The sequence below is a fragment of the Fictibacillus sp. Mic-4 genome, from assembly GCF_049843615.1.
Taxonomy (GTDB): Bacteria; Bacillota; Bacilli; order Bacillales; family Fictibacillaceae; genus Fictibacillus_A; species Fictibacillus_A gelatini.
Map to the genome: position 1 here is coordinate 15110 of NZ_JBBHZM010000019.1, position 24650 is coordinate 39759.

At 43.2% G+C, this 24650-nt stretch carries 25 protein-coding genes; 1 reads left to right on the plus strand and 24 read right to left on the minus strand.

Annotated features, from left to right (window positions below):
- Window positions 1-14: 14 nt before the first annotated feature.
- From paaX to WD019_RS13085, 17 genes are all read right to left on the minus strand, one after another.
- Window positions 15-908 (minus strand): phenylacetic acid degradation operon negative regulatory protein PaaX, encoded by an 894-nt coding sequence (paaX, locus tag WD019_RS13005; protein ID WP_425711766.1) that lies wholly within the window; start codon window positions 906-908, stop codon window positions 15-17.
- 69 nt (window positions 909-977) lie between these two features.
- The gene (locus WD019_RS13010; protein WP_425711767.1) at window positions 978-1754 is read right to left on the minus strand and encodes an enoyl-CoA hydratase-related protein; all 777 of its coding nucleotides are present in this window, start codon (window positions 1752-1754) and stop codon (window positions 978-980) included.
- Between the two features lie 12 nt (window positions 1755-1766).
- Window positions 1767-2969 (minus strand): thiolase family protein, encoded by a 1203-nt coding sequence (locus WD019_RS13015; RefSeq protein ID WP_425711768.1) that lies wholly within the window; start codon window positions 2967-2969, stop codon window positions 1767-1769.
- The gene (locus WD019_RS13020) at window positions 2966-3898 is read right to left on the minus strand and encodes a 3-hydroxyacyl-CoA dehydrogenase (protein ID WP_425711769.1); all 933 of its coding nucleotides are present in this window, start codon (window positions 3896-3898) and stop codon (window positions 2966-2968) included. The genes WD019_RS13015 and WD019_RS13020 overlap by 4 nt, the downstream gene beginning before the upstream one ends.
- 171 nt (window positions 3899-4069) lie before the next feature.
- Window positions 4070-5584, minus strand: a complete 1515-nt coding sequence (locus WD019_RS13025; protein ID WP_425711770.1) for an aldehyde dehydrogenase family protein — start codon at window positions 5582-5584, stop codon at window positions 4070-4072.
- Window positions 5585-5691: 107 nt separating this feature from the next.
- Window positions 5692-6462, minus strand: a complete 771-nt coding sequence (locus tag WD019_RS13030) for an enoyl-CoA hydratase-related protein (protein WP_425711771.1) — start codon at window positions 6460-6462, stop codon at window positions 5692-5694.
- A gap of 15 nt (window positions 6463-6477) precedes the next feature.
- Window positions 6478-7254: an enoyl-CoA hydratase/isomerase family protein gene (locus WD019_RS13035; RefSeq protein ID WP_026677114.1), complete on the minus strand. Its 777-nt coding sequence runs from the start codon at window positions 7252-7254 to the stop codon at window positions 6478-6480.
- A complete protein-coding gene (locus WD019_RS13040) occupies window positions 7247-7552 on the minus strand; it encodes an EthD family reductase (protein WP_026677115.1) in 306 nt (101 codons plus the stop codon). The genes WD019_RS13035 and WD019_RS13040 overlap by 8 nt, the downstream gene beginning before the upstream one ends.
- 52 nt (window positions 7553-7604) lie before the next feature.
- Window positions 7605-8099 carry a 1,2-phenylacetyl-CoA epoxidase subunit PaaD gene (gene paaD, locus WD019_RS13045; protein WP_026677116.1) on the minus strand — a complete coding sequence of 165 codons (495 nt, stop codon included), beginning with the start codon at window positions 8097-8099 and terminating at the stop codon, window positions 7605-7607.
- Window positions 8100-8137: 38 nt separating this feature from the next.
- Window positions 8138-8944: a 1,2-phenylacetyl-CoA epoxidase subunit PaaC gene (gene paaC / locus WD019_RS13050; protein WP_026677117.1), complete on the minus strand. Its 807-nt coding sequence runs from the start codon at window positions 8942-8944 to the stop codon at window positions 8138-8140.
- Window positions 8944-9288 (minus strand): 1,2-phenylacetyl-CoA epoxidase subunit PaaB, encoded by a 345-nt coding sequence (gene paaB / locus WD019_RS13055; RefSeq protein WP_026677118.1) that lies wholly within the window; start codon window positions 9286-9288, stop codon window positions 8944-8946. Before paaB ends, paaC begins: the two co-directional genes overlap by 1 nt.
- A 24-nt stretch (window positions 9289-9312) precedes the next feature.
- The gene (paaA, locus tag WD019_RS13060; protein WP_051291394.1) at window positions 9313-10221 is read right to left on the minus strand and encodes a 1,2-phenylacetyl-CoA epoxidase subunit PaaA; all 909 of its coding nucleotides are present in this window, start codon (window positions 10219-10221) and stop codon (window positions 9313-9315) included.
- A 129-nt stretch (window positions 10222-10350) separates the two neighbouring features.
- Window positions 10351-11661, minus strand: a complete 1311-nt coding sequence (locus WD019_RS13065; protein WP_425711789.1) for a phenylacetate--CoA ligase family protein — start codon at window positions 11659-11661, stop codon at window positions 10351-10353.
- Window positions 11662-12336: 675 nt separating this feature from the next.
- Window positions 12337-12495 carry a hypothetical protein gene (locus WD019_RS13070; protein WP_154657926.1) on the minus strand — a complete coding sequence of 53 codons (159 nt, stop codon included), beginning with the start codon at window positions 12493-12495 and terminating at the stop codon, window positions 12337-12339.
- A gap of 27 nt (window positions 12496-12522) precedes the next feature.
- On the minus strand, window positions 12523-13266 hold the full coding sequence (locus tag WD019_RS13075; protein WP_425711772.1) for a type II toxin-antitoxin system SpoIISA family toxin: 744 nt from the start codon (window positions 13264-13266) through the stop codon (window positions 12523-12525).
- Between the two features lie 90 nt (window positions 13267-13356).
- The gene (locus WD019_RS13080) at window positions 13357-14346 is read right to left on the minus strand and encodes a lipoate--protein ligase (protein ID WP_425711773.1); all 990 of its coding nucleotides are present in this window, start codon (window positions 14344-14346) and stop codon (window positions 13357-13359) included.
- A 25-nt stretch (window positions 14347-14371) separates the two neighbouring features.
- Window positions 14372-15106, minus strand: a complete 735-nt coding sequence (locus WD019_RS13085; RefSeq protein WP_425711774.1) for an MBL fold metallo-hydrolase — start codon at window positions 15104-15106, stop codon at window positions 14372-14374.
- A 157-nt stretch (window positions 15107-15263) separates the two neighbouring features.
- On the opposite strand from WD019_RS13085, the gene WD019_RS13090 reads away from it, so the two are divergent.
- The gene (locus tag WD019_RS13090) at window positions 15264-15986 is read left to right on the plus strand and encodes an amino acid ABC transporter ATP-binding protein (protein WP_425711775.1); all 723 of its coding nucleotides are present in this window, start codon (window positions 15264-15266) and stop codon (window positions 15984-15986) included.
- Between the two features lie 105 nt (window positions 15987-16091).
- On the opposite strand, the gene WD019_RS13095 is transcribed toward WD019_RS13090, so the two are convergent.
- The 7 genes from WD019_RS13095 to WD019_RS13125 form a co-directional block, all read right to left on the minus strand.
- Window positions 16092-18455, minus strand: coding sequence for a YhgE/Pip family protein (locus WD019_RS13095; RefSeq protein WP_425711776.1), 2364 nt, complete (start codon window positions 18453-18455; stop codon window positions 16092-16094).
- Between the two features lie 167 nt (window positions 18456-18622).
- On the minus strand, window positions 18623-19195 hold the full coding sequence (locus WD019_RS13100; RefSeq protein WP_035350415.1) for a TetR/AcrR family transcriptional regulator: 573 nt from the start codon (window positions 19193-19195) through the stop codon (window positions 18623-18625).
- Window positions 19196-19317: 122 nt separating this feature from the next.
- Window positions 19318-19791: a hypothetical protein gene (locus tag WD019_RS13105; protein ID WP_026677126.1), complete on the minus strand. Its 474-nt coding sequence runs from the start codon at window positions 19789-19791 to the stop codon at window positions 19318-19320.
- 165 nt (window positions 19792-19956) lie between these two features.
- Window positions 19957-21363 (minus strand): protoporphyrinogen oxidase, encoded by a 1407-nt coding sequence (gene hemY, locus WD019_RS13110; RefSeq protein WP_425711777.1) that lies wholly within the window; start codon window positions 21361-21363, stop codon window positions 19957-19959.
- A 39-nt stretch (window positions 21364-21402) separates the two neighbouring features.
- Window positions 21403-22332, minus strand: coding sequence for a ferrochelatase (gene hemH / locus WD019_RS13115; RefSeq protein WP_425711790.1), 930 nt, complete (start codon window positions 22330-22332; stop codon window positions 21403-21405).
- A 6-nt stretch (window positions 22333-22338) separates the two neighbouring features.
- Window positions 22339-23373 (minus strand): uroporphyrinogen decarboxylase, encoded by a 1035-nt coding sequence (hemE, locus tag WD019_RS13120; RefSeq protein ID WP_026677129.1) that lies wholly within the window; start codon window positions 23371-23373, stop codon window positions 22339-22341.
- A 247-nt stretch (window positions 23374-23620) separates the two neighbouring features.
- Window positions 23621-24595: a tripartite tricarboxylate transporter substrate binding protein gene (locus WD019_RS13125; protein WP_026677130.1), complete on the minus strand. Its 975-nt coding sequence runs from the start codon at window positions 24593-24595 to the stop codon at window positions 23621-23623.
- Between the last annotated feature and the right edge of the window lie 55 nt (window positions 24596-24650).

Consider the following 24650-nt stretch of genomic DNA (forward strand, 5'->3'; position numbering starts at 1 on the left):
ACTGAAAGTGCTTTCTATTTTTGCTCTTGCATTAGCGGATGATTGAACACATCGTATTCCTTGTCTTTTTTATGCAATTCATTTCCTTCTTTATAAATGCGTTCAAAGAAACGGCTCGCAGGAAGCGCCAGTGCTTTATAGTAATCGCTAAATAGTGACGCCGCGTGGCTGCCGAGCCAGTCTGCCGGCAATAATTCTTCAGGAAGCCCTGGATCGACGAAAAGAAACTTCCGGTATTCATGAACAAGCTTCGTCCGTTCAACAAAGCATTCGCCGTCCGTCATTTCGCCTTTATCGATTTTGTTTTTATCGATAACATATTTTTGCGAATACGTTTTAATAAACTCATCATATCGCGCATTAATGTCGCGCAAATCCCAGCATTCCTGAACTAATTTTGCATTTTCGTGAGGGCCTTCGTAGGATGCTGTAAAGAAATGGACGTATTCTTCAATCTCATATTTTGCGACTAATTCTTTCATTTGCTCTTTCAAGTTGTTTGGTGAAATCCAAAAGCTGTTCGCAAGCAAACCAAAACCGCTCCATAAAAGTTCTTTTCGGAGCTCGTCACGGATGCTTCGTTTTTCTTCAGGAATCGTATACGTAAACATATACCATTTCCCATCCCAAACATCCGGCTGCAATTTAAAAATTCGGTTAGCCGCTTCATCCATACGGCGAATTCCCCGCGGCGTCAAATAATAAAAACTTTTATTTCCTTCCTTGCGGGAAGCAATCCAGCCTTGCTTATTCATCCGCGAGATGGCTGCGCGAACCGCCTGTTCGTTATGCCCGAACTGTTCCAATAAACGTATGAGGCTCCCAATCCATATTTCATTGCCATAATGCCGTATATAATCCCCGTAAAGGGTGAAAATCATTGATCGTGTATTTAAACTGTTTTGCATGATGTACCCTCATTTTTTACGTATCTAAAGAATAATCCTACCAAATAGAGTGATCTAAAACAAGCCGGCTCATTCTCCCTTAAATTGCGGTGGCCGCTTTTCGCTAAACGCGTTGAGCGCTTCGATCCGGTCTTTTGTCGGAATGGTCACTTCATATGCTTTCGCTTCGATCGCAAGTCCAGTTTGCAAATCGACTTCCATCCCATGCTTGATCGCGTATTTTGCCTGCTGAACAGCGACCGGTCCGTTTTTCATAATGAGGGCGGCATATTCTTCACAGGTTGGGATCAATTGCTTCCTTTCTACCACTTTGTTTAAAATGCCATAGCCTAGCGCTTCCTCGGCGGATAGCTTTTTCGCCGTCAAAATGAGCTCCATCGCTTTCGCCTGGCCGATTAATCTTGGAAGCCGTTGCGTACCGCCTGCTCCCGGAATAATGGCCCAGCTGACTTCCGTAAGACCCATTGTCGCTTCCTGAACGCAAACGCGGAAATCGCACGCAAGGGCAAGCTCAAAACCTCCACCAAAAGCGTGGCCGTTCATCGCTGCAATTGTCGGCTGAGGTAATGCTTCAATGGCTGAAAACACGTCGCGGATTTTGCGGACATTCCGTTTCACTTCAGCGTCCGAGAGCGTCCGGCGTTCTTTCAAGTCCGCCCCGGCGCTGAACGCTTTCTCGCCCGCTCCTGTAAAAATGACAACGCGCACCCCGGGATCGTTATGAATCGCCTCCACCGTTTCTCCGAGTTTTTGCAGCGTGGCGTAATTAAAGCAATTCAAGACTTCCGGACGGTAAATGGTTACGTAAGCGATATAGTCTTTTACTTCATATAATATGGTCGACATTGTCTTCCTCCCTTAGTCAATCTTTTCGATAATAGCGGCAATTCCCTGGCCAACGCCGATGCACATCGTCGCTAACCCGTATTTGACTTCGCGTTTTTTCATTTCATGGACAAGCGTCGTCAAAATGCGCGCACCGCTTGCGCCGAGTGGATGACCAAATGCGATCGCTCCGCCGTTGACATTCACTTTTTCGGGATCAAGCTCTAGCTGTCTGATGCATTCAAGTGATTGTGAAGCAAATGCCTCGTTAAGCTCAACAAGCCCGAGATCACTTGCGTTTAGCCCGGCGCGTTTTAACGCTTTGCGGCTCGCTTCAATCGGGCCAAGCCCCATAATCGCCGGCTCTAAGCCTGCAACACCGGATGCCACATATTTCGCCAGCGGCTTGATGCCCAGTTCTTTTGCCTTATCCGCACTCATTAATAAAAGAGCCGATGCTCCGTCATTTACTCCTGATGCGTTTCCAGCCGTAATCGTTCCCCCGGCAAACAGCGGTTTTAACTGGGCAAGCTTCTCAAGCGTTGTATCTGGCCTTGGATGTTCATCTTCAGCGACCACAATCTCATTTCCTTTTTTATCTTTATAGGTGACAGGAACTAGTTCCTCCTTAAACCGGTTTTCTTCGATTGCTTTTTTCGCTCGCATCTGGCTCTCGTAAGCGAACTGATCCTGGGCTTCCCTCGTTACGTTGAAACGTTTAGCGACATTTTCGGCTGTTTGCGGCATCGAGTCAGTGCCGTATTTCTCTTCCAGGGCTGGATTGATAAAACGCCAGCCGATCGTCGTGTCGAACATTTTCATGTCTCCGCGCGGAAACTCGGCATTTGGTTTTGCCATTACGAACGGGGCGCGCGTCATACTTTCCGTTCCGCCGGCAATAAAAACATCGCCTTCTCCCGCCATAATCGCCCGGGCGGCGTAAATTACCGCATCAAGCCCTGAACCGCATAAACGGTTGATCGTTGTCGCGGCGACTTCAACCGGAAGGCCGGCTAAAAGGGTGGACATACGCGCAACATTGCGGTTATCTTCTCCCGCTCCGTTTGCATTTCCTAATACGACTTCCTCAATTTCATGTGGAGAAACGTTCGGATTGCGCTCGACCAATGCCATAATAACGACCGCGCCTAAATCGTCCGGTCGCACATGTTTTAAAGCCCCTTTATATCGTCCGATCGGCGTTCTGACCGCATCAACAATGACGACTTCCCTCATTTTGTGACTCCGCCCTTCTCTTTCGTGTAATCATAGACACCGCGGCCTGTTTTCCTGCCAAGCCTGCCGGATTTGACGTATTTGACGAGTAGCGGGCATGGGCGATACTTTTCTCCAAGTGTTTGGTGGAGATAGTTTAAGTTGTTCAGGCGAGTATCGAGTCCGACCAAATCACCAAGCTCAAACGGCCCCATCGGAAAGTTCAAACCAAGCTTAATCGCCTTATCAATATCTTCTGGCGTGCCTACTCCTTCTTGAAGCATGTAAAACGCTTCATTTCCGATCATGGCGGAAATGCGGCTTGTTACAAATCCCGGAAATTCATTAATAATGACGGTTTCTTTCCCCATTTTCGCCGCCACTTCTTTTGCCACTTCTACCGTTTCGTCGCTTGTCTCATGTCCGCGGATGATTTCAACAAGCGGCATGCGATGGACCGGGTTAAAGAAATGCATCGCAATCACTTTTTCTGGACGATTTGTAAATGAGCCGATTTCCGTCGGACTCATCGTCGACGTATTTGTCGCAAAATAACAGTGGTCTGGTGCCGCTTGATCGATCTCTTCAAAAACGGACTTTTTAATCTCAATATTTTCCGGAACGGCTTCTATTACTAGATCCGCCCCGCTGACTGAAACGGCTAATTGGTTGGAATAGGTAAGCTTTCCTTTTGCGTCAAGAGCTTCCGTCTCCGTTAGTTTTTGTCTCTGAATGGCTTTTGCAAAAATTCCTTCGATTTCTTTTTGTGCATTTTGGAGCGCTTCTTCTTTCACATCAACAAGCTGGACTTGAAAACCGCCAACAGCCGCAACATATGCAATCCCGCGTCCCATGACGCCTGAACCAATAACAACAACTGATTGAATCACTGGTATCCCTCCGCAAGTAAAGTATGGAAAAGCGAGCTTTCTCCAAGAAAAAGCTCGCATTATTTCATTTACACTTAATCGACGTTTAAAAAGGAGGACAAACAGAGCCGAGAAGTTCGAGGCGGCGAAGCTTTGCGCAACGGAGCGTATACAGTGAATACGTGAGTAGCACAAAAGCAAGCCAACGAAGAAATTCGACGGCAATGTTTCCCGGACTTTTTAAACATCCTATCAAAGGCCGAATGGATTTAATGGACGCGATCCCGTATAAGAAAGCACGCTCTTTGTTTCTGTATAAAGGTCAAGTGTTTCAATGCACAACTCGCGCCCAAATCCAGATTGTTTATATCCGCCAAACGGTGTTCCAGGAAACGCTGAGAATGGAGAATTAATCATAATCGTTCCTGCTTGAATCATCCCAGCTACACGGGTCGCGCGAGCGTGATCCTTCGTCCAAATGGCAGCCGCTAATCCATAGTCGGTGTTATTTGCAAGTTGAATCGCTTCCTTCTCGTCTTTGAATTTCGATACGACAACAACCGGTCCGAAGATTTCTTCCTTCACGACTTTCATATTTTCCGTGACATTGGCTATAATCGTTGGCAAATACCAGTGACCGCCTTCGAAGCCGTCCACTTTCGCGCGGCCGCCTCCAAGCACGATCGTTGCCCCTTCTTCTTTTGCGGATTGAACGTAGCTGTCAATCACTTCAAGCTGCTTTTCACTAATGATCGCACCAACATGCGTTTCCTTGCTTAATGGATCTCCAAGCGTCAATTGTTTTGCTTTCGTAACAAATTTTTCCATAAATTGTTCGTATATGCTTTCCTGGATGTAAAGGCGTGACCGTGCCTCACATGATTGCCCGGTATTGTAGAAAATGCCGAATAGTGATCCATCCACGGCCGCATCGATATCCGCGTCTTCAAAGACGAGATTTGGCGATTTACCGCCAAGTTCAAGCGTCACTCGTTTTAACGTTTTCGAAGCTTTCGCCATAATGTCTTTCCCTGTTCCTGTTTCTCCGGTAAATGCTACTTTGTCAACGCCTTCGTGTTCGGCAAGATAAGCGCCAACTGTCGCGCCATCCCCCGTAACGATGTTGACGACGCCTTCTGGAACTCCCGCTTCATGGCAGATTTCCGTAAGCACAATGGCGGTTAATGGCGTCAGGCTGGCCGGCTTTAACACGATGGAACAACCTGCAGCAATAGCCGGCGCAATTTTCCATGCTGCCATCATCATCGGATAATTCCATGGAATAATTTGTGCGCACACGCCAAGTGGCTCTTTTAACGTATAGTTCATAAACGGTCCTGGTACATTGTTAACAGAACCGCGGTGTCCGACAATCGCTCCTGCATAAAATTCGAAGTCCTCAATTGCCTGCATCACTTGTCCTTGTGCTGCAGTAAGTGATTTTCCGCTGTTCAAAACCTCTAACTCTACTAATTCATTGAAGCGAGAGCGCATAATACTCGCGATTTTATTGAGGGTACGAGCCCGTTTTCCTACAGGGGAGCGCTTCCATTTTCCATGATCAAAGGCTTGTCTTGCCGCACGAACCGCACGATCAACGTCTTCTTTTGTCGCTTTTGCCACTTTCGCAAGCGCCTCGCCCGTTGCCGGATTATAAGTGATAAAATGTTCTCCGTTCGCCCCTTTTACACTTTCCCCGTTAATCACCATTTCGTAAAAATCGCGTTTCATCGATTTTACTGCCTGCTCTTCTCGTGTTGTCGTCATTTTCTCCCACTCCTTCTCCGTTCTGGCTCTACGAGAGTACTTGATTTTACGTTTTTTCGTCTAAACAGCTCATTGATTCGTCTATTAGACAATTTCATTCTGTAAATTTATTTTCCTATAAAAACAGGCTTTCGTTTTTCCATAAATGCTGCGACCCCTTCTTTATGGTCAGCGGTATTTCCGGCCGCCGTCTGGGCGAGCGCTTCATACTCAAGCACTTCATTAAGATCGGCATCCCAGCTTTTATTCAAGTACCGCTTGATCAAGCCGATCGCTTTAGTCGGCATCGAGCTGAGCTTTTCAGCAAATGTTTCAACTTCTTCAACCCATGACTCTTCTTTTACCAATCTCGTAACAAGCCCGAGACGATTGGCTTCTTCGGCTGGTATTTTTTCTCCTAATACGGCAAGCTCCATCGCTTTCGCGTGCCCGACAAGACGCGGCAAAAAGTAGAGATTACCTGAATCTGGAACGAGGCCGACATGAATAAATGCTTCAATAAAACTCGCTTTTTCAGAGACAAGCCTGAAATCACAGGCAAACGCAAGACTGGCTCCGGCACCTGCGGCCACCCCATTTACTGCTGCAATGATCGGTTTTTCCATTGAAACAATGGCCTGAATAACCGGGTTGTAGCCGTTACGGAGAACGTCTCCATAATCTAACGATTCGGCATTCCCTAAGTCCTGCCCGGAACAAAAGGCACGTCCTGCTCCTGTAATCACGACAGCACGGACTTCCTCTTCTTTATTCGCTGTTTTTAATGCCGACAGCAGCTCTTTGTGCATTTGGCTCGTAAAGGCATTCAATTTATCCGGCCGGTTTAATGTAATCCAGGCGACATTTCTTCTTGTTTCATATGTGATCGTTTCGAACATGTGAACCCTCCCGCTCTATTTTCCTTTAAACTTTGCACGACGTTTTTCAACAAATGCTCTCATGCCTTCTTTTTGGTCTTCAGATGAGAAAAGCAAGTAAAAGTTTTTCCGTTCATACTGCATGCCTTCATAGACCGAATAGTCAACGGCTTTGTAGACCGTTTCTTTAATCAAACGAAGAGACAAAGGCGCTTTTTGGGCAAGGGTTTTCGCGAATTTCACCGCTTCACTGACAACGAGTTCCGGGGCAACGATTCGGTTAATCACACCGTAATGCAGCGCTTCTTTTGCCGTCATTGGCTCTCCCAGCCAGAGCCATTCAAGCGCCTTTTTCTGCCCCATCAGCTTTGTCAGTTTGACCGTTCCACCTGCGCCCGGCATTACGCCAAGCTTAATTTCCGGAAAGCCGAATTGCGCTTTTTCTGAAGCAAATAAAAGATCACAGCAAAGGGCGAGTTCAAATCCGCCGCCAAAACAATATCCGCTTACCGCACCAATGATCGGCTTTTTGATAAGCGCGAGCCGGTCCCATTCTTTGAATTGATTGAGCAATTCAAGCGTAATCGCATCATCATCCTTCATTTCATCGATATCCGCTCCAGCGGCAAAAGCGCGTTCATTTCCAGTAAGGACAATCGCTTTTACGTTATCATCACCTTCAAATTGCTCAAAAGCCGCCAAAAGTTCAGTTACCATTTGACGATTGATCGCATTCAGCACTTTCGGGCGGTTCAGCTCGACTAGTCCAATGCCATCCTCCACTTTTGTCACAATCGTAGTAAAATTACTCATCGATTTCCTCACCGATCATCAATGTGACAAGATCGCCGGCAAATGACATTAAGTCTTTTCCGGATGCCTTTCCTTCGGCCGATTTTAGACCCGCCTTCAATGACTCATGATCATCATAGTACATTTCGCAATAAAGGTAGTATTCGCTTTTGCCCATGGGCGAACCGACGATTTTCGTCACTTTCATTTTGCGAAGCCCTGGAATCTTTTTCGTAATTTCTGTATGCTCCCCGTAATAGTGCTTATCAAATTCCTCTGTGTTTTCAGGTGTTTTATAAAGCGCGATTAGTTTTACCATATCTATCATCCTTTCAAATGAATAATCTATTCAAAAACAAATTCTTTTGTCTTTAATCCAAATTAAGGACAGGCTTCATCGCTTCAAACGGATTTTTACAAGACTTGCAATATAAAATGCACCGGCAGGCGGTTGGGCCAAAGATGTTTTCCATCGTCACATATGGCGATCCGCAATACGGGCATTCAATGCTCCATGGCTCTCCCATGACATGGTCAAGCGGCGGCGGAGCAATTCCAAACTCCTTCAACCGTTCTCTTCCTTCAGGCGAAATGCGATCCGATGTCCATTGCGGCGTGTAGACAAAATCAACTTTCACGTCCTCGACTTCATCAATAGATATGATCGCGTTTTCAATATCCCTTTCGATGATGTGAAGAGCAGGACAACCAACAAAAGTAGGCAACACGCTGACCGTTACCCGGCTGCCATCCACCTTCACTTCGTGCACCATTCCTAGATCTACTATACTAATGGAGGCAATTTCAGGATCCTTCACATCCTGAAGCTTGAACAGGATCTTCTCTTGAAGAGTCATTGTTGCCATCTTTGTTGTCTCCTTTCCATCTAGATACGATCGTCAACTCACCAGCCGGCAGCCGGATTCGCCCTATACACTTCAGACAATGTGGATAAAGCTCCTTCTAGATCTGAAGTATGTTCTCCCTTTCTCCCATTTCCTCTCTCCATTCGGGGAGCACCCGGGAAGTCCAGCCCGACTTCTTTAAAAACAGCTTCCATCTTATTCATCCACCGTTTCTTTAAAAGCGCTTCGTCTTCGATTAAATTGGCTTTCACGATATCAGCGTAGTACGGGCCAAGGGTCAATACGCCACCGAAGTCTTTCCATACCTTTTGGATGGCATCTGTCATCCGTTTTTTCGCTTCATCCGTGCTTGTAACAAGCTGCTTAAACCATAGCTCCCAATGCATTAGATGATAATATTGTTCCATCAAAATCTTTTTTGCCGCCTCCCGAAGCGGTTCATAGGAACAAATCCGGAGCGACTCAAGGCGGATTTGCTTGGCTACCGCATAAAAGTAATTACGCACAACAGCAAACGCCCAATCGTAATCCGGCTTCTCCAAATACGTTCCAGGACCGTTCACTTCTTCAAGAATAATCGCATTGCGGAACTGTTCTGGCTTTCTTAAATGGGCGATGCTGTCACTGTCGCCTTCCCCCAGCTCCTCAAGCAGGCGGAAATACATCGAAGCATGCCCCATCATGTCCTGGTTAATCGAAGAAAAGGCTACATCTTCTTCAATGTGCGGCGCAAGACCAAGCCATTCCGATCCTCTAAAGCTAAGAATGAAATCATCATCAGCCAGCTGGTATAATAGCTCAACAAGTGCCTGGCGCTCTTCGGGTTTCATCGTTTCTTTGTTCATCAGCTGTCTCCCCTTCCACCCATGATGTGTTTTTCCGTAAATTGTTCCTGATTGTACTCGCGCCACTTTTTCTTTAAATAACCGTATCCTTTTGTTTCCCGGTAATCTTTATCCAACCGTTTCAGCATCTCTTTTTCGCTTTGCGATAGCCCGCGGATATGATCCCGTTTAACTACCCAGATATCGCTGACAGCTTCACGCCTGAAAAAATTTTCTTTCGCCATAATTAATGCCATATCTTCATTGGGTGCCAGCAGGCTAAATTGATGCTGAAATGGAGATTTATCTGTTTTCTTGCTGAACACTTCATAAATGTTGTAAAAGTCATTTTTCTCTTCACTCATAGGGGTCCCCCTCCTCTCCCAAAACTAGATTGCTTTTTTAGCAGCAAGCGCTTCTCTGACCCAGGCGTTATTATCATAAGAACGTTTCCGTAAATCGAGGCGATTCGCTGAACGCGGCCCGTTGCCCGAGACAATTTGCTTAAATTCGTTCCAATCAACATCTTTATAAATCCACAACTGCTGTTCTTCATCAAAGTGAATGGTTTCATCAGGGATCGTTAATCCTAATGCCCAGATTCTTGGCACATATTTTGTAAAAAACTCCTGACGCAATTCCTCGTTTGTTTTCGTACGAATTTTATACATGATGTTTTTATCGGCATGAGAGTTGCCTGTTTCTTTCGCTGATTTCGGACCGAAGAACATAATGAGCGATGGCCACCAGCGGTTAAGCGCATCTTGCAAAAGTTTCCGCTGTTCGGGTGTTCCTTCAGCCAGAGCGAGAATGATGCTTTCCCCGTGCTGGGCGTGGAATACTTCCTCGGCACAAATCCGTTTCAACGCTCTTGCATATGGGCCATATGAAGAATCGAGCATCATGCTTTGTGAAATGATCGCTGCCCCATCAACGAGCCAGGCAATCATTCCCGCATCTCCCCACGTCGGAGCTTCCATATGAAAGACATTATGAAACTTCAACCTTTTCGCAAATAAATCTTGCATAATATCTTCACGGTTTTTCCCTAGCGGCGCCATTAAGTCTTCGGCTACGCGAAGAAGCAATTGGCCGTGTCCCATTTCATCCTGCACTTTTGCCATGATCGCTAACTTCCGGTGAAGCGAAGGGGCTTTTGGCACCCATTCTTTCTCTGGAAGCGCTCCCATAATTTCAGAAATACCATGCATGGCAATTAATCGAATTAACGACATCCGGTAATCCTCCGGCATCCAATCATCCGCTTCGATCTTTTCTCCCCTATTGATTCGATCCATAAAGTGCTGGTGCTTTTCCTCTTCCGTCAACTGATCAAACTGTACACCTGCTTGCACTATACTCCCCTCCAATTGTATGACGTTTTATTACCGTCATTATAAAATAACGTTATATATTTTGGCAATCTATTATATGCTTAACTCTTCAATTAAATGCTTGACCACCCGTACGGCTTTTCCTTCAGAACGCGGAATGGACTTTGGCGGCAGGACAACAACATTTAATGTAACAAGGCAGTTGTTTTTCACTTTATGCTTAACTTTTTCCTTAAGCTCGTGAACAAGTTCATGCTCCATGTCCTGGCAAACGTTTCCGAAAAATTCTTCGGTCACTTCCACATGAAGCTCCACTTTTTCTTTTAGCCCTTTTTGAATGAGGTGAAGCTGATAATGAGGAACAATATCCTTTACTTGCAGTAAACAGTTTTCCACTTGTGATGGGAACACGTTAACGCCCCGGATAATAAGCATGTCGTCAATCCTGCCCTTGATTCTCGACATTCTGACAGAGGTCCGCCCGCAGATGCACGGCTCTTTTTTAATAGAAGCAATATCTCCGGTTCGATAGCGAATGACCGGAAATGCTTCTTTCGTTAAACTTGTGAAAACAAGTTCGCCTTCTACACCGTCGGGAACTGGCTCCAGTGTATCAGGGTTAATCACTTCGACAATGAAATGATCGTCCATTACGTGCAGTCCATCTTGAGCTTCATGGCATTCCATCGCTACTCCTGGCCCCATGACTTCACTAAGCCCGTAAATATCCTGCGCTTTAATGCCCAATTTCTCTTCTAACGTCGCCCGCATTTCCTCCGACCACGATTCAGCTCCGAAAATTCCGTATTGAAGAGATGTTTCCCTCGGATTCTTGCCCATTTCCTCCATCTTTTCAGCAAGGGTTAAAATATAAGAAGGCGTTCCGCAAATGACTTGCGGCTTAAAATCTTCAATCAAGAGAATTTGCCGTTCCGTGTTTCCCCCAGAGACAGGAACGGTCGCCATCCCTAGCTTTTCTGAACCGTAATGAAGGCCGAGTCCACCTGTAAAAAGGCCATACCCGTACGCATTATGCAACACATTCCCTGGCTCACCTCCAGCGATCGCAATCGAGCGGGCGACCATTTCAGCCCAATTGTCAATGTCTTTTGCCGTATAACCAACGACGGTCGGTTTTCCGCTTGTCCCCGAAGACGCATGAATGCGAACGATTTCTTTTTTGCTTGCGGCAAACAGGCCAAACGGATAATGATCGCGTAGATCTTGTTTCTTTGTAAACGGGAGCCTTTCAAGATCTTTAAGAGAAGTTATGTCTTCAGGTTTAATTCCCGATTCATCGAATTTTTGGCGATAAAAAGGAACTCGCTCGTAAACATTTCGGACCGTTTGTTTCAGTCGCTCAAGCTGCAATTCTTCCTTCTTATCCGCATCCATACATTCCATTTCCGGATTAAAAATCACTTTCTTCACCTCTCACCCAAAATGTAAGCCCTTACAATTCGTTTTAAACAATATAACGTTTTTAATCCGTTTACACACTATTTTGTAATACTTCTAGTTCAAGTGTATCGTTTATCTATTTTTCTGTCAATTGTTGAAGTTCATAAAAAAATGAAAAAGGGTCTCTTCTTTTTTGAAGTGATCCCTTTTCATTTATTTTTTCAGGATAGTTTTCGGATCAATTTTTGTATCTTCTTACACATTTTCATTAATTCCCCCTTATCAAAATCGACTTTAGGCCGGGGGAATGGAGCTTCTTGAAGCAGCTGAACTTTCCTTTTTTCCTTCATTCATTATGCCCCTTAATCGGTAATTAGTTATTTTTAGTATATGCTGTTTCACCACAATGCACACAAAAAAAAGACATGGGTCACCATGTCTTTAGAAGATGTTCAAAAAGTCCGGGAAACATTGCCTGCGAATTTCCGCGTCAGCTTGCTCCTTCGTTCCTCACGTATTAAAGAATATATGCACCTGTGTCTACTAGCATTGCTCCGAAGTTTGCTTCCTCGGTGCAACTCGCAGTGAATCTGGTTGCATTGCTCGTCGCTCCGGTACTCGGAGTCTACGCTTCCTTGAACTTCTTGGCCCTGTTTGTCCTCCTTTTTGAACACGAATTTAAATAAAATTCTTTAGCTTTTGCAGGGCATTTTTATTTTTTTCAATAATATGTTTCGTTGCTAAGTCTATTGGAATTTTTACGCGATTCGGATTCTCGCTTAACAGGGATACCTTTTTCTTCCGGTCATCAGGGATCTTCTGCGCATTTACACTCATCCTTGATCACATCCTTATGCTTCTATTTTAACATGCTTTATGCCAGCTGTGAATGGTTGCCATATTAATCAAATTGACAAAGTCTACATCTTGAATCGATTTCTGCTGTGCTTTAGCGATAATAATGACCGGATATACGATTTTTATCAGCATAATGGCAATTTGGTCATCTAATTGAATAATTCCGGTCTCTTCTAAACTTTCGAGATGAGCGTTCTCCAAATGGAAGCCAAGTATTCTTGTGCTTTGAACTACCTCTACTTTATTTTGGTAGTTGATCACATACACTTCCTGAAAGCACTGATTGGAATAGACTTGCAAAAAGGATTGCAAATCATCGATGTAGTCATCTTCCGTCTTCCATGCAATGCTCTTTAAATCGTCTGTATTGATCCTTCCTAAAATATCGGAAAATAAATCGATCTTAGCGTTCGTTGAAGTTACTTTTTCCTCAAGTTCCTTACTTGTCTTCACAACCTCATCTAAAATCAATTCCGCACCCCAAATTTTAGAAATGGATGGTGTTAGAAAAATGGCGATATCAACAAAAATAAACATGGAAACAATGATCAACATGTCTCGCCACGATTTCAAATCCAGGCCGTTGACCATAAAATAACAAATGAATGCAATGATTAAAAACAAATACCAGATCCTTCGAAATAATTGTTTCTTTTTCAGGAATACCTCTTCTTTACGTCCGTAGAAAATGACCATTCCGATAATAAACAAAAGTATAATAGATAATCCTAAATGAAAAAAACCATTCATAATAATCTCCTAAAGAAAGATGAGAATAGTAATTGTATATTTCTATAACTATCCTTCCATTTCCTTTATAAAAGTGTTTGGACTTACTTTTTAATAAAGCAAGTCCAACAGTTCCTGACGTGACACATTGCCAAAATAAAATTTTAAATCAATGTCGCTTAATGCTTGTTCCAATTCAGTCCGGTCATAGCGCGTACCGACGAGACGCTCTTCAATATCACTTACATCACCGACGCCAAAAAAGTCTCCATAAATCTTACATTCTTGTATAATTCCTTTTTCAATTTGCAAACGAATATCGATTGAACCTGCGGCAAAACGATTGGATAGTTCGACATTGAACTTTGGTGACTTCCCGTAATTCCACTCCCAATTGCGGTACCTGTTTTCCGAAATTTCGTTAATTTTTCCCCAATCGTCATCCGTTAATACATATTGTGGAATTTCAACAAAACCTTCGAAAAGATATTGTAAAAGGGTTTGCTTGAATTCTTCCATCGATATGTCCTTTGGCAGGTGTTCGCGAATATTGGTGACACGGCTTCTAATGGATTTAATTCCTTTTGACTGGATCTTGTCCATTTTGACATTTAGCGCTGATACAACATGGTCGATTTCCGAGTCAAACATGAGGGTTCCGTGGCTGAACATTCGTCCTTTTGTTGAAAACTGGGCATTTCCCGAGATTTTCTTTCCGTCCACTAAAATATCATTCCTGCCGCTCAGTTCCGCGTTGACCCCAAGCTTTTTCAATGCTTTTACTACAGGATCGGTAAATTTTTTAAAATCATGAAACGAATTCCCGTCATCCTTTGTAATAAAGCTAAAATTTAAATTGCCTTTGTCATGATATACGGCCCCGCCTCCCGATAAACGGCGGACAACATGGATATTGTTTTCTTTTACATATTCGGCATTAATCTCTTCAACGGTATTTTGATTTTTGCCAATAATAATGGAAGGTTCATTAATGTAAAACAACAAATACGTTTGATTGATGTCCAGATGTTTAAGAGCGTATTCTTCGATGGCAAGGTTTGTTCGCGGGTCGGTAATGTTTTGATTATCAATAAAAAGCATGCCTTTTTCTCCTTTAACCGTTAGTTTAGCTCTCCCATGTCCAGCCGGTGCGAGCAAGCTCTATAATTCCGTTATACAATTCTTTTGCTTCTCTCGCAAGCTGTTCGCACTCGCCAAAATGCGGAAGATGGGTTAAAAGCAGCTGTTGCACATCCGCTCCATTGGCTATTTTTGCGGCATCATGAGAATTCATATGCCCCTGTGCGCTTCCATCCTGATGTTTATACAAATTACATTCACAAATGAGCAAGTCCGCATTCTTACTAAATGGGATGAATACTTCTTGAAAGGAGGAATCCGCTGTATACACAACCATTTTTTCACCATCAGTCACCCGCATGGCGTAACAAACGGCCGGATGCTTCGTTTCTAAAAATGAAATCGTGAATGGGCCGATTTCAAGCGGCATGAGAGGGTTATACTCCATTCCCGTCGTCAGATTTTTATATGTTAAGGACGCAAATCCTTTTTCATCCTGCCGATGCCCATAAATCGGAAGCGGCGGCAAGCCTTTTTGCAAGTATGATTGAATGAGTCTTCCGTACTGGAGCACTCCAATATCAGCGACATGATCATGATGGTAATGAGAAAGGATGACGGCATTCAATTCTTCCACCTTAATGAAATGCTGCAATTGTGCCAGCACGCCGCTTCCACAATCGATCAGCAAGTTAAATCCTTCTTTTTGCAGAAGATAACCGGAAGTCGCGCTACCTGCTGCCGGATAGCCTCCCCAAAAGCCAAGAACCGTAAGCTTCATTTCATTCACTCCCATTGACTAGTATAAGACCCATTCTCTATTCTTGACGGCCATTCCACGATTTAGCCAGGTTAAGTTGTCGCTTTCTATTTAGAGGAAGGGTATAATTAATAGAATAACCATCCACTTCAATAAAGAAGGGAGTTTTCCATAACGTATGATTGAAGTTCGCAATTTAAAAAAGTCATTCGGCGATCTTGAAGTGTTAAAAGACATCAATGCCGTCATTAAAGAACAGGAAGTAGTTTGTGTGATCGGCCCGTCAGGCTCAGGGAAAAGCACATTCCTCCGCTGTTTAAATAAATTGGAAGACATTACAGGCGGGAAAGTTGTCGTCAACGGCTTCGACCTTACCGATTCGAAAGTGAATATTAATAAAGTGCGGGAAGATGTCGGGATGGTCTTCCAGCAGTTTAACTTGTTTCCTCATAAAACAGTGTTGGAAAATGTCACTCTTGCCCCGATCAAAGTAAAAAAAATGGACAAAGTTGCTGCAAAAGAAAAAGGGCTTAATCTTCTTGCGAAAGTTGGGCTTCGCGATAAAGCCGACAGCTACCCCGGACAGCTTTCCGGCGGACAAAAGCAGCGTGTCGCCATCGCCCGGGCACTGGCAATGGACCCGAAAATTTTATTGTTCGATGAGCCCACTTCCGCCCTTGATCCGGAAATGGTCGGAGAAGTGCTTGAAGTCATGAAGCAATTGGCGAAGGAAGGAATGACGATGGTCGTCGTCACACACGAAATGGGATTCGCCAGAGAAGTTGGAGACCGTGTTTTCTTTATGGATGGCGGCTATATTGTAGAAGAAAACAAGCCTTCTGAACTTTTTGGCAATCCACAGCACGAACGTACGAAATTATTCCTCAGTAAAGTTCTATAAGAACCAGGTTGGATGGTTTAGAATCGGCGAACAGCCGATTCCGGTATCCATATCATTTAAGAATCATTAGAAAAGGCACTCCCTTTACAAAGAGAGTGCCTTTACTTACATGCTTTCAGCGATGTTTTCTTGTTTATCTATGCGATATTTCTTCATCTTAACTACATAGAAGATATAAGTCAATAACAATGCTGGAACCATAAAGGCCAATAAAGAAATAACATTTTGCCACATGAGACTATAATCCCCTGCTGAAATGACCGCCCTGAATCCCGCAATCGAGTAGCTCATCGGCAAGAAGCTATGCAGTTTTTGCAAGACGGATGGCACTAGTTCAAGCGGATACGTTCCTGCACTTGAGGTTAATTGCAAAATCAATAGGACGATACCGATAAATCTTCCTGGATTCCCCATCGTTGTGACAAGAAATTGGATGATCGCCATAAAGGTTAAGCTCGTAATAATGGTAAATAGAATAAATCTCGGAACACTTTCAACATGAAGTCCTAATCCATACATTAGTATGCAATCCGCAATCAATGACTGAATGATGCCGGCGATCGCCATAAATCCATACTTGCTTATAAACCAGCCGAATGCATTTTTTGGCTCTCTTGCAGGTTCTGTCATTGGGAAAATAATCGTCAAAGTTAATGCTCCGACAAATAAACCGATTGATATAAAATACGGGGCAAATCCGGTTCCGTATTTCATGTCTTTGTTTGTGCTCATATCTTTCGTCTTCACAGGATCGGAAAACATTTTCTGTTCATCTTTATTATCTTTTGCTTTGTTTGTTTCCGCCGAGGCTTTTCCTAACTTCTCTTTAAGGTTATGATTTCCGTCTTTTAGCTCATCGAGGCCGGAATTAAGGTCAATCGTTCCTTTTTCTAATTTAGCCGCCCCACTCGCTAAATCGCCGGAACCTGCATTGGCCGCTGAAATGCCTTTTGATAATTGTTTGCTTCCATCGAGAAGCTGGCTTTGTCCGTTGTTAAGCTTCGACACGTTGTTGACAAGGTCAGACCAGCTCTTTCCGATTTGTCCGGTTCCATTTGCTAGTTGTCCGATACCTCCAGCTAATTGGTTTGCTCCATTGCTGGCTTCACTTAACTTCCCGTGAAACTTTTTCATGTTCTTCAGCTCTTCTTGTTGGCCATCGTTTAATTTTTTCGCACCGTCTAGCAATGCTTTCTGGCCACCGGCTACCTGGTTAAGCCCTTTATTAAATTGAACTTCACCGTTATGAAGCATTGTCGCGCCTCTTGCCAGATCATTAACCCCTTTGTTTAATTCTTTGAACTTTTGCAGATCACTACCTACCCCTCCAATTTTCCCATTTAACAACTTCAATTTTTCTTTCAATTCCGGGGGAGTATTCGGGTCATTCGCAAAGTCCCCCAATACTTTTTGCAGTTCCTCTACGCCTTTAGATGCTTCATCGACTTTTGGCGAAAATTCATTGAGCTGTCTTGCAATCTCGTTAGCGCCTTTATCTAACTTTGCCGATCCTTCTACTAATTCAGGGCTTTTCGATTGCAATGTATAAATGCCATTTGCTGATTTTTGGATGCCGGCGTATAGTCCATCGTTGCCGTCTTTTAGCTTCTGCTGGCCGTCTACCAGTTGTTTGTCGGCGTCCGTTAATTGTCCAAGTCCTCCTGCGAGGTTTTTCGCTCCTTGCTCCAGTTCAGTTGCACCGCCTGACAACTTGTTAATTTCCGGCGTCTTTGCTTTTAAGCCATTATATAAGCTTTGCGTTCCATTGTAAGATTGTTCAAGGCCGTTCGTCAGGTCGGAAGATCCTTTCTCTGCTTTTGTAAGTCCCTTGTGTAAATTGGAGGCACCATCTGCAAGTTTCCCTGCGCCGTTTTTCAAGTCATTTGCTCCATTTGCCGCTTTATCCGCTCCATCGGCAAGTTTTGTTGCTCCGTTTTTCGCTTTCTTTAAGTTGTCTCCGAATGTATCCATTAATACGGCATAATATTTTTCAGTAATCGTATGAGAAAGGCTTTCACGTATTTTTCCGATTCCTTTTTCGCTGATTTGCGTTGATAAATAGTTATAGCTGGAATTGGTTCGATAGTTTATCTCAAGCTTTTTCGGATGTTCGTCTAAAACTGTCGTCGCTTTTTTCGAAAAGTCATCTGGTAAAACAATTTCCGCATAATATTTATTATTCTCTATTCCTTTATCTGCTTCTTTTTTACTCGTAAACACCCAATCAAATTTAGGATCCTTTTTTAATTCCTTTACAAGGTCTTTCCCGATATGAAGGTTTTTCCCTTTAAACTCTGTTCCGTGATCTTCATTAACGACCGCGATTTTTAAATGGTCAACTTGTTTATATGGATCCCAGAATGCCCATAAATAAACGCCACTGTAGAGAATCGGAATAAATAAAATAGCACTAATTGAGATCAAAAGCTTTTTATTCCGAACAACCTCTTTTAACTGATGAAGTAACATGACTCCAATCACCTTCCTTTTTTTCCTTCTAACAAATGACCAGATTAGTCATTTGGTCAACCTATCATGAAAAAATAGACCTTTCTTCCCCGGAAAAGATCTATATGACTGAATCAGTTTTTTGGTCATTCTAGAACATACCATGTTCTTATGAATACTTCAAGCATTTAATGATTGCGCAATCCGTTAATTAATACATTTTCCAGCACGTGGGCAATTTCTTCCTTCGAAAGCGGTTGATGTTCCCTCTCCCAATCAAATACAAGAGAGACATACATCCTGATCATTAAAAAGGCTGTAATTTCGGTATTGCACGGTTTTATTTCGCCTTTTTCAATGGCCTTTTCCAATTCTTTTTTTACAAATTTAAGCACCGCTGATTCCAGCATTTGCGATGCTTCCCGAACAGCCGGGGTGTTCATTTCTTTTACTTCTTGCGTAATTTTAATGGCGAGCTGGTGGTTCTTACGGAAATCAAGAATTCCGTACAAAGCGGAATGGAGATTTTCGTGGAACGGCCGATCCTCATGAATAGCGGCTACAGCCACTTCACGAATTTGTTTAATCAAATCTTTGACAATTTCTTTAAACAATTCTTCCTTTGTTTCAAAAAAAGTATAGATCGTTCCTTTTCCAACGTTGGCAATTTTGGCGACCTGTTCCATTGTCGTTGCTTTATAGCCAAATAAAGTGAACGATTTTGAAGCTGCTTCAATAATGTTTTGCCTTCGATCAATCATTGTCGCTGTTCCTTTCAATGACCGAATTTTGAATTTGGTCATTTTTAAACATACCACTTTACCCTTTCAGTTTCAATATGATAATAAAAAAAGTCAGGTATTTTCCTGACTTTCGCTTATTATTATGCAGCAACTGTATTCATTTTATGATTATTGCGAATCGCAAAAATAAAAATAGGCGCTAAACCCCCGCACGTTAATACAGTAAATACAGTCATGAGAACGGCTTTATCCGAATACTTGTCGTACGTCCAATGATATACGAAAAACATGAAAATTCCAATTGCAAAACCAATGATCGCCCCTAGAATTGGTATAAAACTAAGCACGAAAGCTCCAATGCTGACGCCAAGCAAAATAAATCCGCCATTCGGCCCGAGTTTATGGGAAACAATTTTTCCCAAAATATACATTTGGGCAATTGGTACCCATGCTAACCATTCGTTTTCAATTCCTTCCCTTTTGGCCATTCTCATAAGGCCAATTCCCAAAAAGATGTACATAATGATTCCGATGACCAGAAAAATCAGGAAGAAAGAAGCTAATAATGCAAATAAAGTGAAATCATCCCCCGTAGTTGAATACGAATCATACATAGTTACCCCTCCTTTTTCATCTATTTATGTAATGATTTACCCATTTAGAACAACAAGTAAACCATTCTGAATAATTTTACTACCCATTTTCAGCTTTTTACAACATAATATTGCATTTTTTTATCACAACATGAATCAAGCGATACATCCCATTGGATATATCGCTTAAATTCCAAGAATTTGCCCGACAGCTTTTTCTGCCGAGACGATGCAATCCGGAAGGCCGATCCCGTCGTAAGAGGCTCCGGCGAGATAAACGCCCGGTAAATGCTGCTCTAATTTTTCCATTAATTTTTTTAGTTTCTGTTGATGATTTACTTCGTATTGCGGCATCGCTTTTTTCCACCGTGAGACATAGTAAAAATCAGGTGTAGCGGTAATTCCCATGATTTTTTGCAAATCCCGACTAACGGCTTCCATTATTTCTTCATCTGATCGAAAGACGATTTCCTGATCCGATGCCCTCCCGACATAACAGCGGAGCAACACTTTTCCTTTTGGCGTCGTATGCGGCCATTTTCGGTGTGTCCAAGTACAAGCGGTAATCGTATAATCTTCTCTTCTCGAGATGACAAAACCTGTTCCATTTATGTCATTTTTTAATGCTGACTGATCAAAAGCCATGGCAACCGTTGCAACCGATGTCGGTGGGGTCACATGAAAATCTTTGATATCGAGATCTTCAGGCAGCAGTTTGCGCGTTACCATGTACGGCGTGGTAAATAATACAACATCTCCGATTTTCTTTGTTCCGTCTTTCAATTCGACTTGATACCGGCCACCGGGTTCGCGGGAAAACGAAGTAACTTTATTCCCTTTCAAAATGCGTTCATTGCCAATTGCTTCTTCAAGCTTGTCAATCAATGACTCAAGCCCGGTTGTTAATGTGTAAAATTGGCCAGGTTTTCTGCTTGCTCCCGGTTGCTTCGGATTTGTCGGCAACGTTCTCTTCATTCCGAGAATAAGACTTTTTGAACGTTTCTCTACTTCATGGAACTGCGGAAAGGTTGACTGTAAGCTGAGCCTGTCAATGTCCCCGGCGTAAATCCCTGAGAGAAGCGGCTCAATTAAGTTTTCCAGCACCTCGCCGCCAAGGCGCCTTCGAAAAAAGTGACCAATTGAGATGTCATTTTCCACATCTTCCCTTTTAGGCAAAACAAAATCAAGCGATGCTCGCATCTTGCCCTTTAAGGAAAAAAGCCCTGTCGTAATAAAAGGAGTAAGCTTTGTCGGTATCCCCATCACCGCGCCTTCAGGAATCGGGTTTAATTTGTTTCGTGCAAGGACATAGGATTGTCCAGTATTGTTCGATACCAGTTTATCTTTAAGGCCAACGCTTTCAATAAGCCGTGTCATTTCCGTCTTGCGTTTTAAATAGGAGTCTGGCCCCCGCTCAATCACGAAGCCGTCGCGGCAAATGGTCTCGATCTTCCCGCCAAGTCGCTCGCTTCCTTCAATTAGCGTAAATGATAACGGCAACCCGTTTTCCTCTATCTCTTTTTTTAAATAATAGGCGGCAGCCAGCCCCGTAATTCCTCCGCCAATTATTAAAACTTCCTTCTTCCTTGCCATACCACTCACATTCTTTCTATGTTCCTTTTCTAGCTCTGATTACTTTAACGCTTTGCTTACAACCTCTGCAAGGCAATCAATAAATTCATCCTGGGCATTTGGCATCGGCGGTCGGTAGTAGTTCGCTCCAAGTTCATCCGTGACAACCTTACATTCATAATCATTGTCATATAACACTTCTAAATGTTCCGCCACAAAGCCGACTGGACAATAAATGTAGGATGTATAGCCGTGCTCTTTATGCAAGTCTCGCGTTAAATCTTGTACGTCTGGACCGATCCATGGCTCCGGCGTGTTCCCCGCGCTTTGCCAGCCGATGGCATAATGTTTAATATTGGCTTTTTCCGCAATGAGTCTTGCCGTTTCTTGCAACTGCTCCGGGTAAGGATCGCCCATTTGTAAAATACGTTCTGGAAGACTATGTGCCGAGAAAATAACGACCGTTTTCTCCTCTTCACTTGACGGAATCGTTTTCATCAAGTGAGTGATTTGTTTTACCCAATAGTCGATAAACTTCTGCTCTTCATACCAGCTGTCAATCGTTGTAATTTTCGGGCCGCCGATTGATCCCGACTCTTCCACCGCTCTTGAATTATATGATTTTACACTGAATGTTGAATAATGCGGCGCCAGGACAAGGCTAATTGCTTCACGAATTCCATCTTTTTTCATTTGCTGTACCGCATCTTCAATAAATGGGTCAATGTGCTTTAAACCTAAATAGCTTTTAAACTCGATATCTTCATACATTTCATTTAGTTTTTGTTCGAGTTTGTGAGCTTGTGCTTCTGTCGTTTTTGCCAGTGGTGAAATCCCGCCGATTTTTTCATAACGCTCTGTTAAATCTTTCAACTGCTCTTCTGACGGTTTCCTCCCGTGGCGAATGTGGGTATAATATTTTTCCACCTCATCAAGGCTTCTTGGCGTTCCATAAGCCATGACGAGCAGTCCGATTGTTCGCTTTGCCATCATCTTTCACCCCATCCGTTTAGCAGAATAATCATGAATGAAGGCCGTCAGCCGCTGCAATGTTTCGACTTGGACTTCCGGGAAAATTCCTTTTCCTACATTAAAAATAAAGCCCGGCTCTTCCATTCCTTCATCTAGTATTTCCTTCGCCCGCTGTTCAATAACATTCCATGGGGCTAGAAGAATAGCAGGGTCAAGATTGCCTTGCAGCGCCTTTGTAACGCCCATGTTCCGCGCTTCTTTCGGAGAAATTCTCCAATCGAGGCCAATCACATCAAGCGGCAAATCGTTCCATTCCATAATAAGATGTCTCGCGCCCGTTCCATATAAAATTAATGGAATGCCTGTTTTGCGCAATTCTGAGAAAATCCGATGCATGACCGGTTTAATATACTTCCGATAATCTGCCTGGTTCAATGCGCCAACCCACGAATCAAAAATTTGAAACGCCTGCGCGCCGGATGCAATTTGTGCTTTCGCATAAGAAATCGTCATATCTCCTAATTTGTCCATTAAAAGAAACCATGCATCAGGATCTGCATACATGAATGCTTTCGTAAAATTATAGTCTCTCGATGGTCCGCCTTCGATCATATAGCTTGCGAGTGTAAATGGCGCCCCTGCAAATGTAATAAGCGGCACGTCTAATTGCTCACGAAGCAGCTTAATCGTCTCGAGCACATACGGAACGTCCTTTTCTGGCTGAATAACTCCTAATTTTTCAACATCTTCTTTTGTCCGGATCGGTTTCTCAATGACCGGGCCTTTTCCCGCTTTAATTTCAACATCTACACCGATTCCGTGGACAGGGGACATGATGTCTTTATATAAAATCGCTGCATCGACTCCATGTTGATCAACAGGTAGTTTTGTCACTTGCGCGCAAAGTTCAGGACGATGCGTAATGTCAAAGAGTGAATATTTTTCTTTCAATTTGCGGTATTCAGGCTGCGAACGCCCCGCTTGTCTCATGTACCAGACCGGGACAAAACTATTTTTCTCTTTCCGACACGCTTTCAAAAACTCGTCATTATATCCCAAATGAAACACAACCTTCCTTGCTTACTGAGGTGAGAATGGGAGGTGGGAGTGAGAACAAAAACCTCTATTTTAACCTCGATTTATCGAACACTTATTTCCATAATGTATTGTAAAAGAATTCATATTAAAAGTATAGCCAATTGACTTAAATGTCATGAAATTGACGAGTTTAATGTGACCTGCCTAACACATCTTCTTGATTTGCATAAAAAAAATAGTGGATAAAGGCCCAGCCTATCCACTGTTTTTAATCCGCGCTCTTCATGAGCGTCTCGTATTGATTATTTTGCTCCTCTAAAAAAACTCTGGCTTCTTCACTATCTTTATAAAAGTCATTCCAGTCATTGTTTTTTAAAATCGCTTTCCATTCTTTTGTGTTTACCATTATTCTGATTTTTTGATTCCAATACGCAATTTCTTTTTCCGACATATTCGGTGGCCCCATGACGCCACGCCAGTGAGGGAATACGATATTTACCCCCTGTTCTTTCCAGGTGGGAACGTTTTTTAACCCTTTTAGCCGTTTGCTCGATGTCACGGCTAAAATATTGATTTTTCCGTCATGATATGGCCTTGAAGCTTCTGAAACAGCCATTGTCGCGACATCAATTTTTTTCGTTAATAATGCATGGGTAACGTCTCCAACACTTTCATAAATGCGAAAATTAAGTTTTGCAGGATCCACATGATACACCTTTGCTGCCTGGACGAAAGCTAATTGATCGTCATTACCTAAACCGGGAGCAACTCCGATTTTTATCGAATTAGGCCGTTTTTTTAGTTTTTTCATTAATTCTTCCGCATTCTTTAAATTGGAGTTTTTAGCTACGGCTACAGTTTGCCATTCTGTAGCCAAAATCGCGATTGGCGTAAAATCCGAAAATGTAAGCTTGCTTTGGCCTAACAAATGATTGGTAATTAGCAGACTTGAATTTATGCCAAGAGCACGCCCATCATGTTTTTTTAAATATTTCCACCCGACTTCTCCTCCGCCTCCGAGCTTATTAACAACCTTGATTGGCTGAGTGATGATTCCGTTGCCGTTTAACACTTTTTGCATAGCCCTCGCGGTTTTGTCCCAGCCTCCTCCTTCAGGAGCAGGTGCGACGATTTCGATCGGGTTTTGAGTGGAGATGGGATGATCCTTTTCAGCGTTTTGAAAAAGGCATCCAGATAGGAAAAAACACGGGATGAATACTGTAAGCTGAAACATGTTTTTCATAAACTATGCACCTCAATCGTCCAGCGAAAAAAATCATCCCAACTTAAGCCGAGAT

Excerpts from the sequence above, each read along its gene's own strand:
- paaX (WP_425711766.1), bottom strand. The coding sequence starts at position 908 with ATGCAAAACAGTTTAAATACACGATCAATGATTTTCACCCTTTACGGG.
- WD019_RS13010 (WP_425711767.1), bottom strand. The coding sequence starts at position 1,754 with ATGTCGACCATATTATATGAAGTAAAAGACTATATCGCTTACGTAACC.
- WD019_RS13015 (WP_425711768.1), bottom strand. The coding sequence starts at position 2,969 with ATGAGGGAAGTCGTCATTGTTGATGCGGTCAGAACGCCGATCGGACGA.
- WD019_RS13020 (WP_425711769.1), bottom strand. The coding sequence starts at position 3,898 with ATGCGAGCTTTTTCTTGGAGAAAGCTCGCTTTTCCATACTTTACTTGC.
- WD019_RS13025 (WP_425711770.1), bottom strand. The coding sequence starts at position 5,584 with ATGACGACAACACGAGAAGAGCAGGCAGTAAAATCGATGAAACGCGAT.
- WD019_RS13030 (WP_425711771.1), bottom strand. The coding sequence starts at position 6,462 with ATGTTCGAAACGATCACATATGAAACAAGAAGAAATGTCGCCTGGATT.
- WD019_RS13035 (WP_026677114.1), bottom strand. The coding sequence starts at position 7,254 with ATGAGTAATTTTACTACGATTGTGACAAAAGTGGAGGATGGCATTGGA.
- WD019_RS13040 (WP_026677115.1), bottom strand. The coding sequence starts at position 7,552 with ATGGTAAAACTAATCGCGCTTTATAAAACACCTGAAAACACAGAGGAA.
- paaD (WP_026677116.1), bottom strand. The coding sequence starts at position 8,099 with ATGGCAACAATGACTCTTCAAGAGAAGATCCTGTTCAAGCTTCAGGAT.
- paaC (WP_026677117.1), bottom strand. The coding sequence starts at position 8,944 with ATGAACAAAGAAACGATGAAACCCGAAGAGCGCCAGGCACTTGTTGAG.
- paaB (WP_026677118.1), bottom strand. The coding sequence starts at position 9,288 with ATGAGTGAAGAGAAAAATGACTTTTACAACATTTATGAAGTGTTCAGC.
- paaA (WP_051291394.1), bottom strand. The coding sequence starts at position 10,221 with ATGGATCGAATCAATAGGGGAGAAAAGATCGAAGCGGATGATTGGATG.
- WD019_RS13065 (WP_425711789.1), bottom strand. The coding sequence starts at position 11,661 with ATGGAATGTATGGATGCGGATAAGAAGGAAGAATTGCAGCTTGAGCGA.
- WD019_RS13070 (WP_154657926.1), bottom strand. The coding sequence starts at position 12,495 with ATGAGTGTAAATGCGCAGAAGATCCCTGATGACCGGAAGAAAAAGGTA.
- WD019_RS13075 (WP_425711772.1), bottom strand. The coding sequence starts at position 13,266 with ATGAATGGTTTTTTTCATTTAGGATTATCTATTATACTTTTGTTTATT.
- WD019_RS13080 (WP_425711773.1), bottom strand. The coding sequence starts at position 14,346 with ATGCTTTTTATTGATAATCAAAACATTACCGACCCGCGAACAAACCTT.
- WD019_RS13085 (WP_425711774.1), bottom strand. The coding sequence starts at position 15,106 with ATGAAGCTTACGGTTCTTGGCTTTTGGGGAGGCTATCCGGCAGCAGGT.
- WD019_RS13090 (WP_425711775.1), top strand. The coding sequence starts at position 15,264 with ATGATTGAAGTTCGCAATTTAAAAAAGTCATTCGGCGATCTTGAAGTG.
- WD019_RS13095 (WP_425711776.1), bottom strand. The coding sequence starts at position 18,455 with ATGTTACTTCATCAGTTAAAAGAGGTTGTTCGGAATAAAAAGCTTTTG.
- WD019_RS13100 (WP_035350415.1), bottom strand. The coding sequence starts at position 19,195 with ATGATTGATCGAAGGCAAAACATTATTGAAGCAGCTTCAAAATCGTTC.
- WD019_RS13105 (WP_026677126.1), bottom strand. The coding sequence starts at position 19,791 with ATGTATGATTCGTATTCAACTACGGGGGATGATTTCACTTTATTTGCA.
- hemY (WP_425711777.1), bottom strand. The coding sequence starts at position 21,363 with ATGGCAAGGAAGAAGGAAGTTTTAATAATTGGCGGAGGAATTACGGGG.
- hemH (WP_425711790.1), bottom strand. The coding sequence starts at position 22,332 with ATGGCAAAGCGAACAATCGGACTGCTCGTCATGGCTTATGGAACGCCA.
- WD019_RS13125 (WP_026677130.1), bottom strand. The coding sequence starts at position 24,595 with ATGAAAAACATGTTTCAGCTTACAGTATTCATCCCGTGTTTTTTCCTA.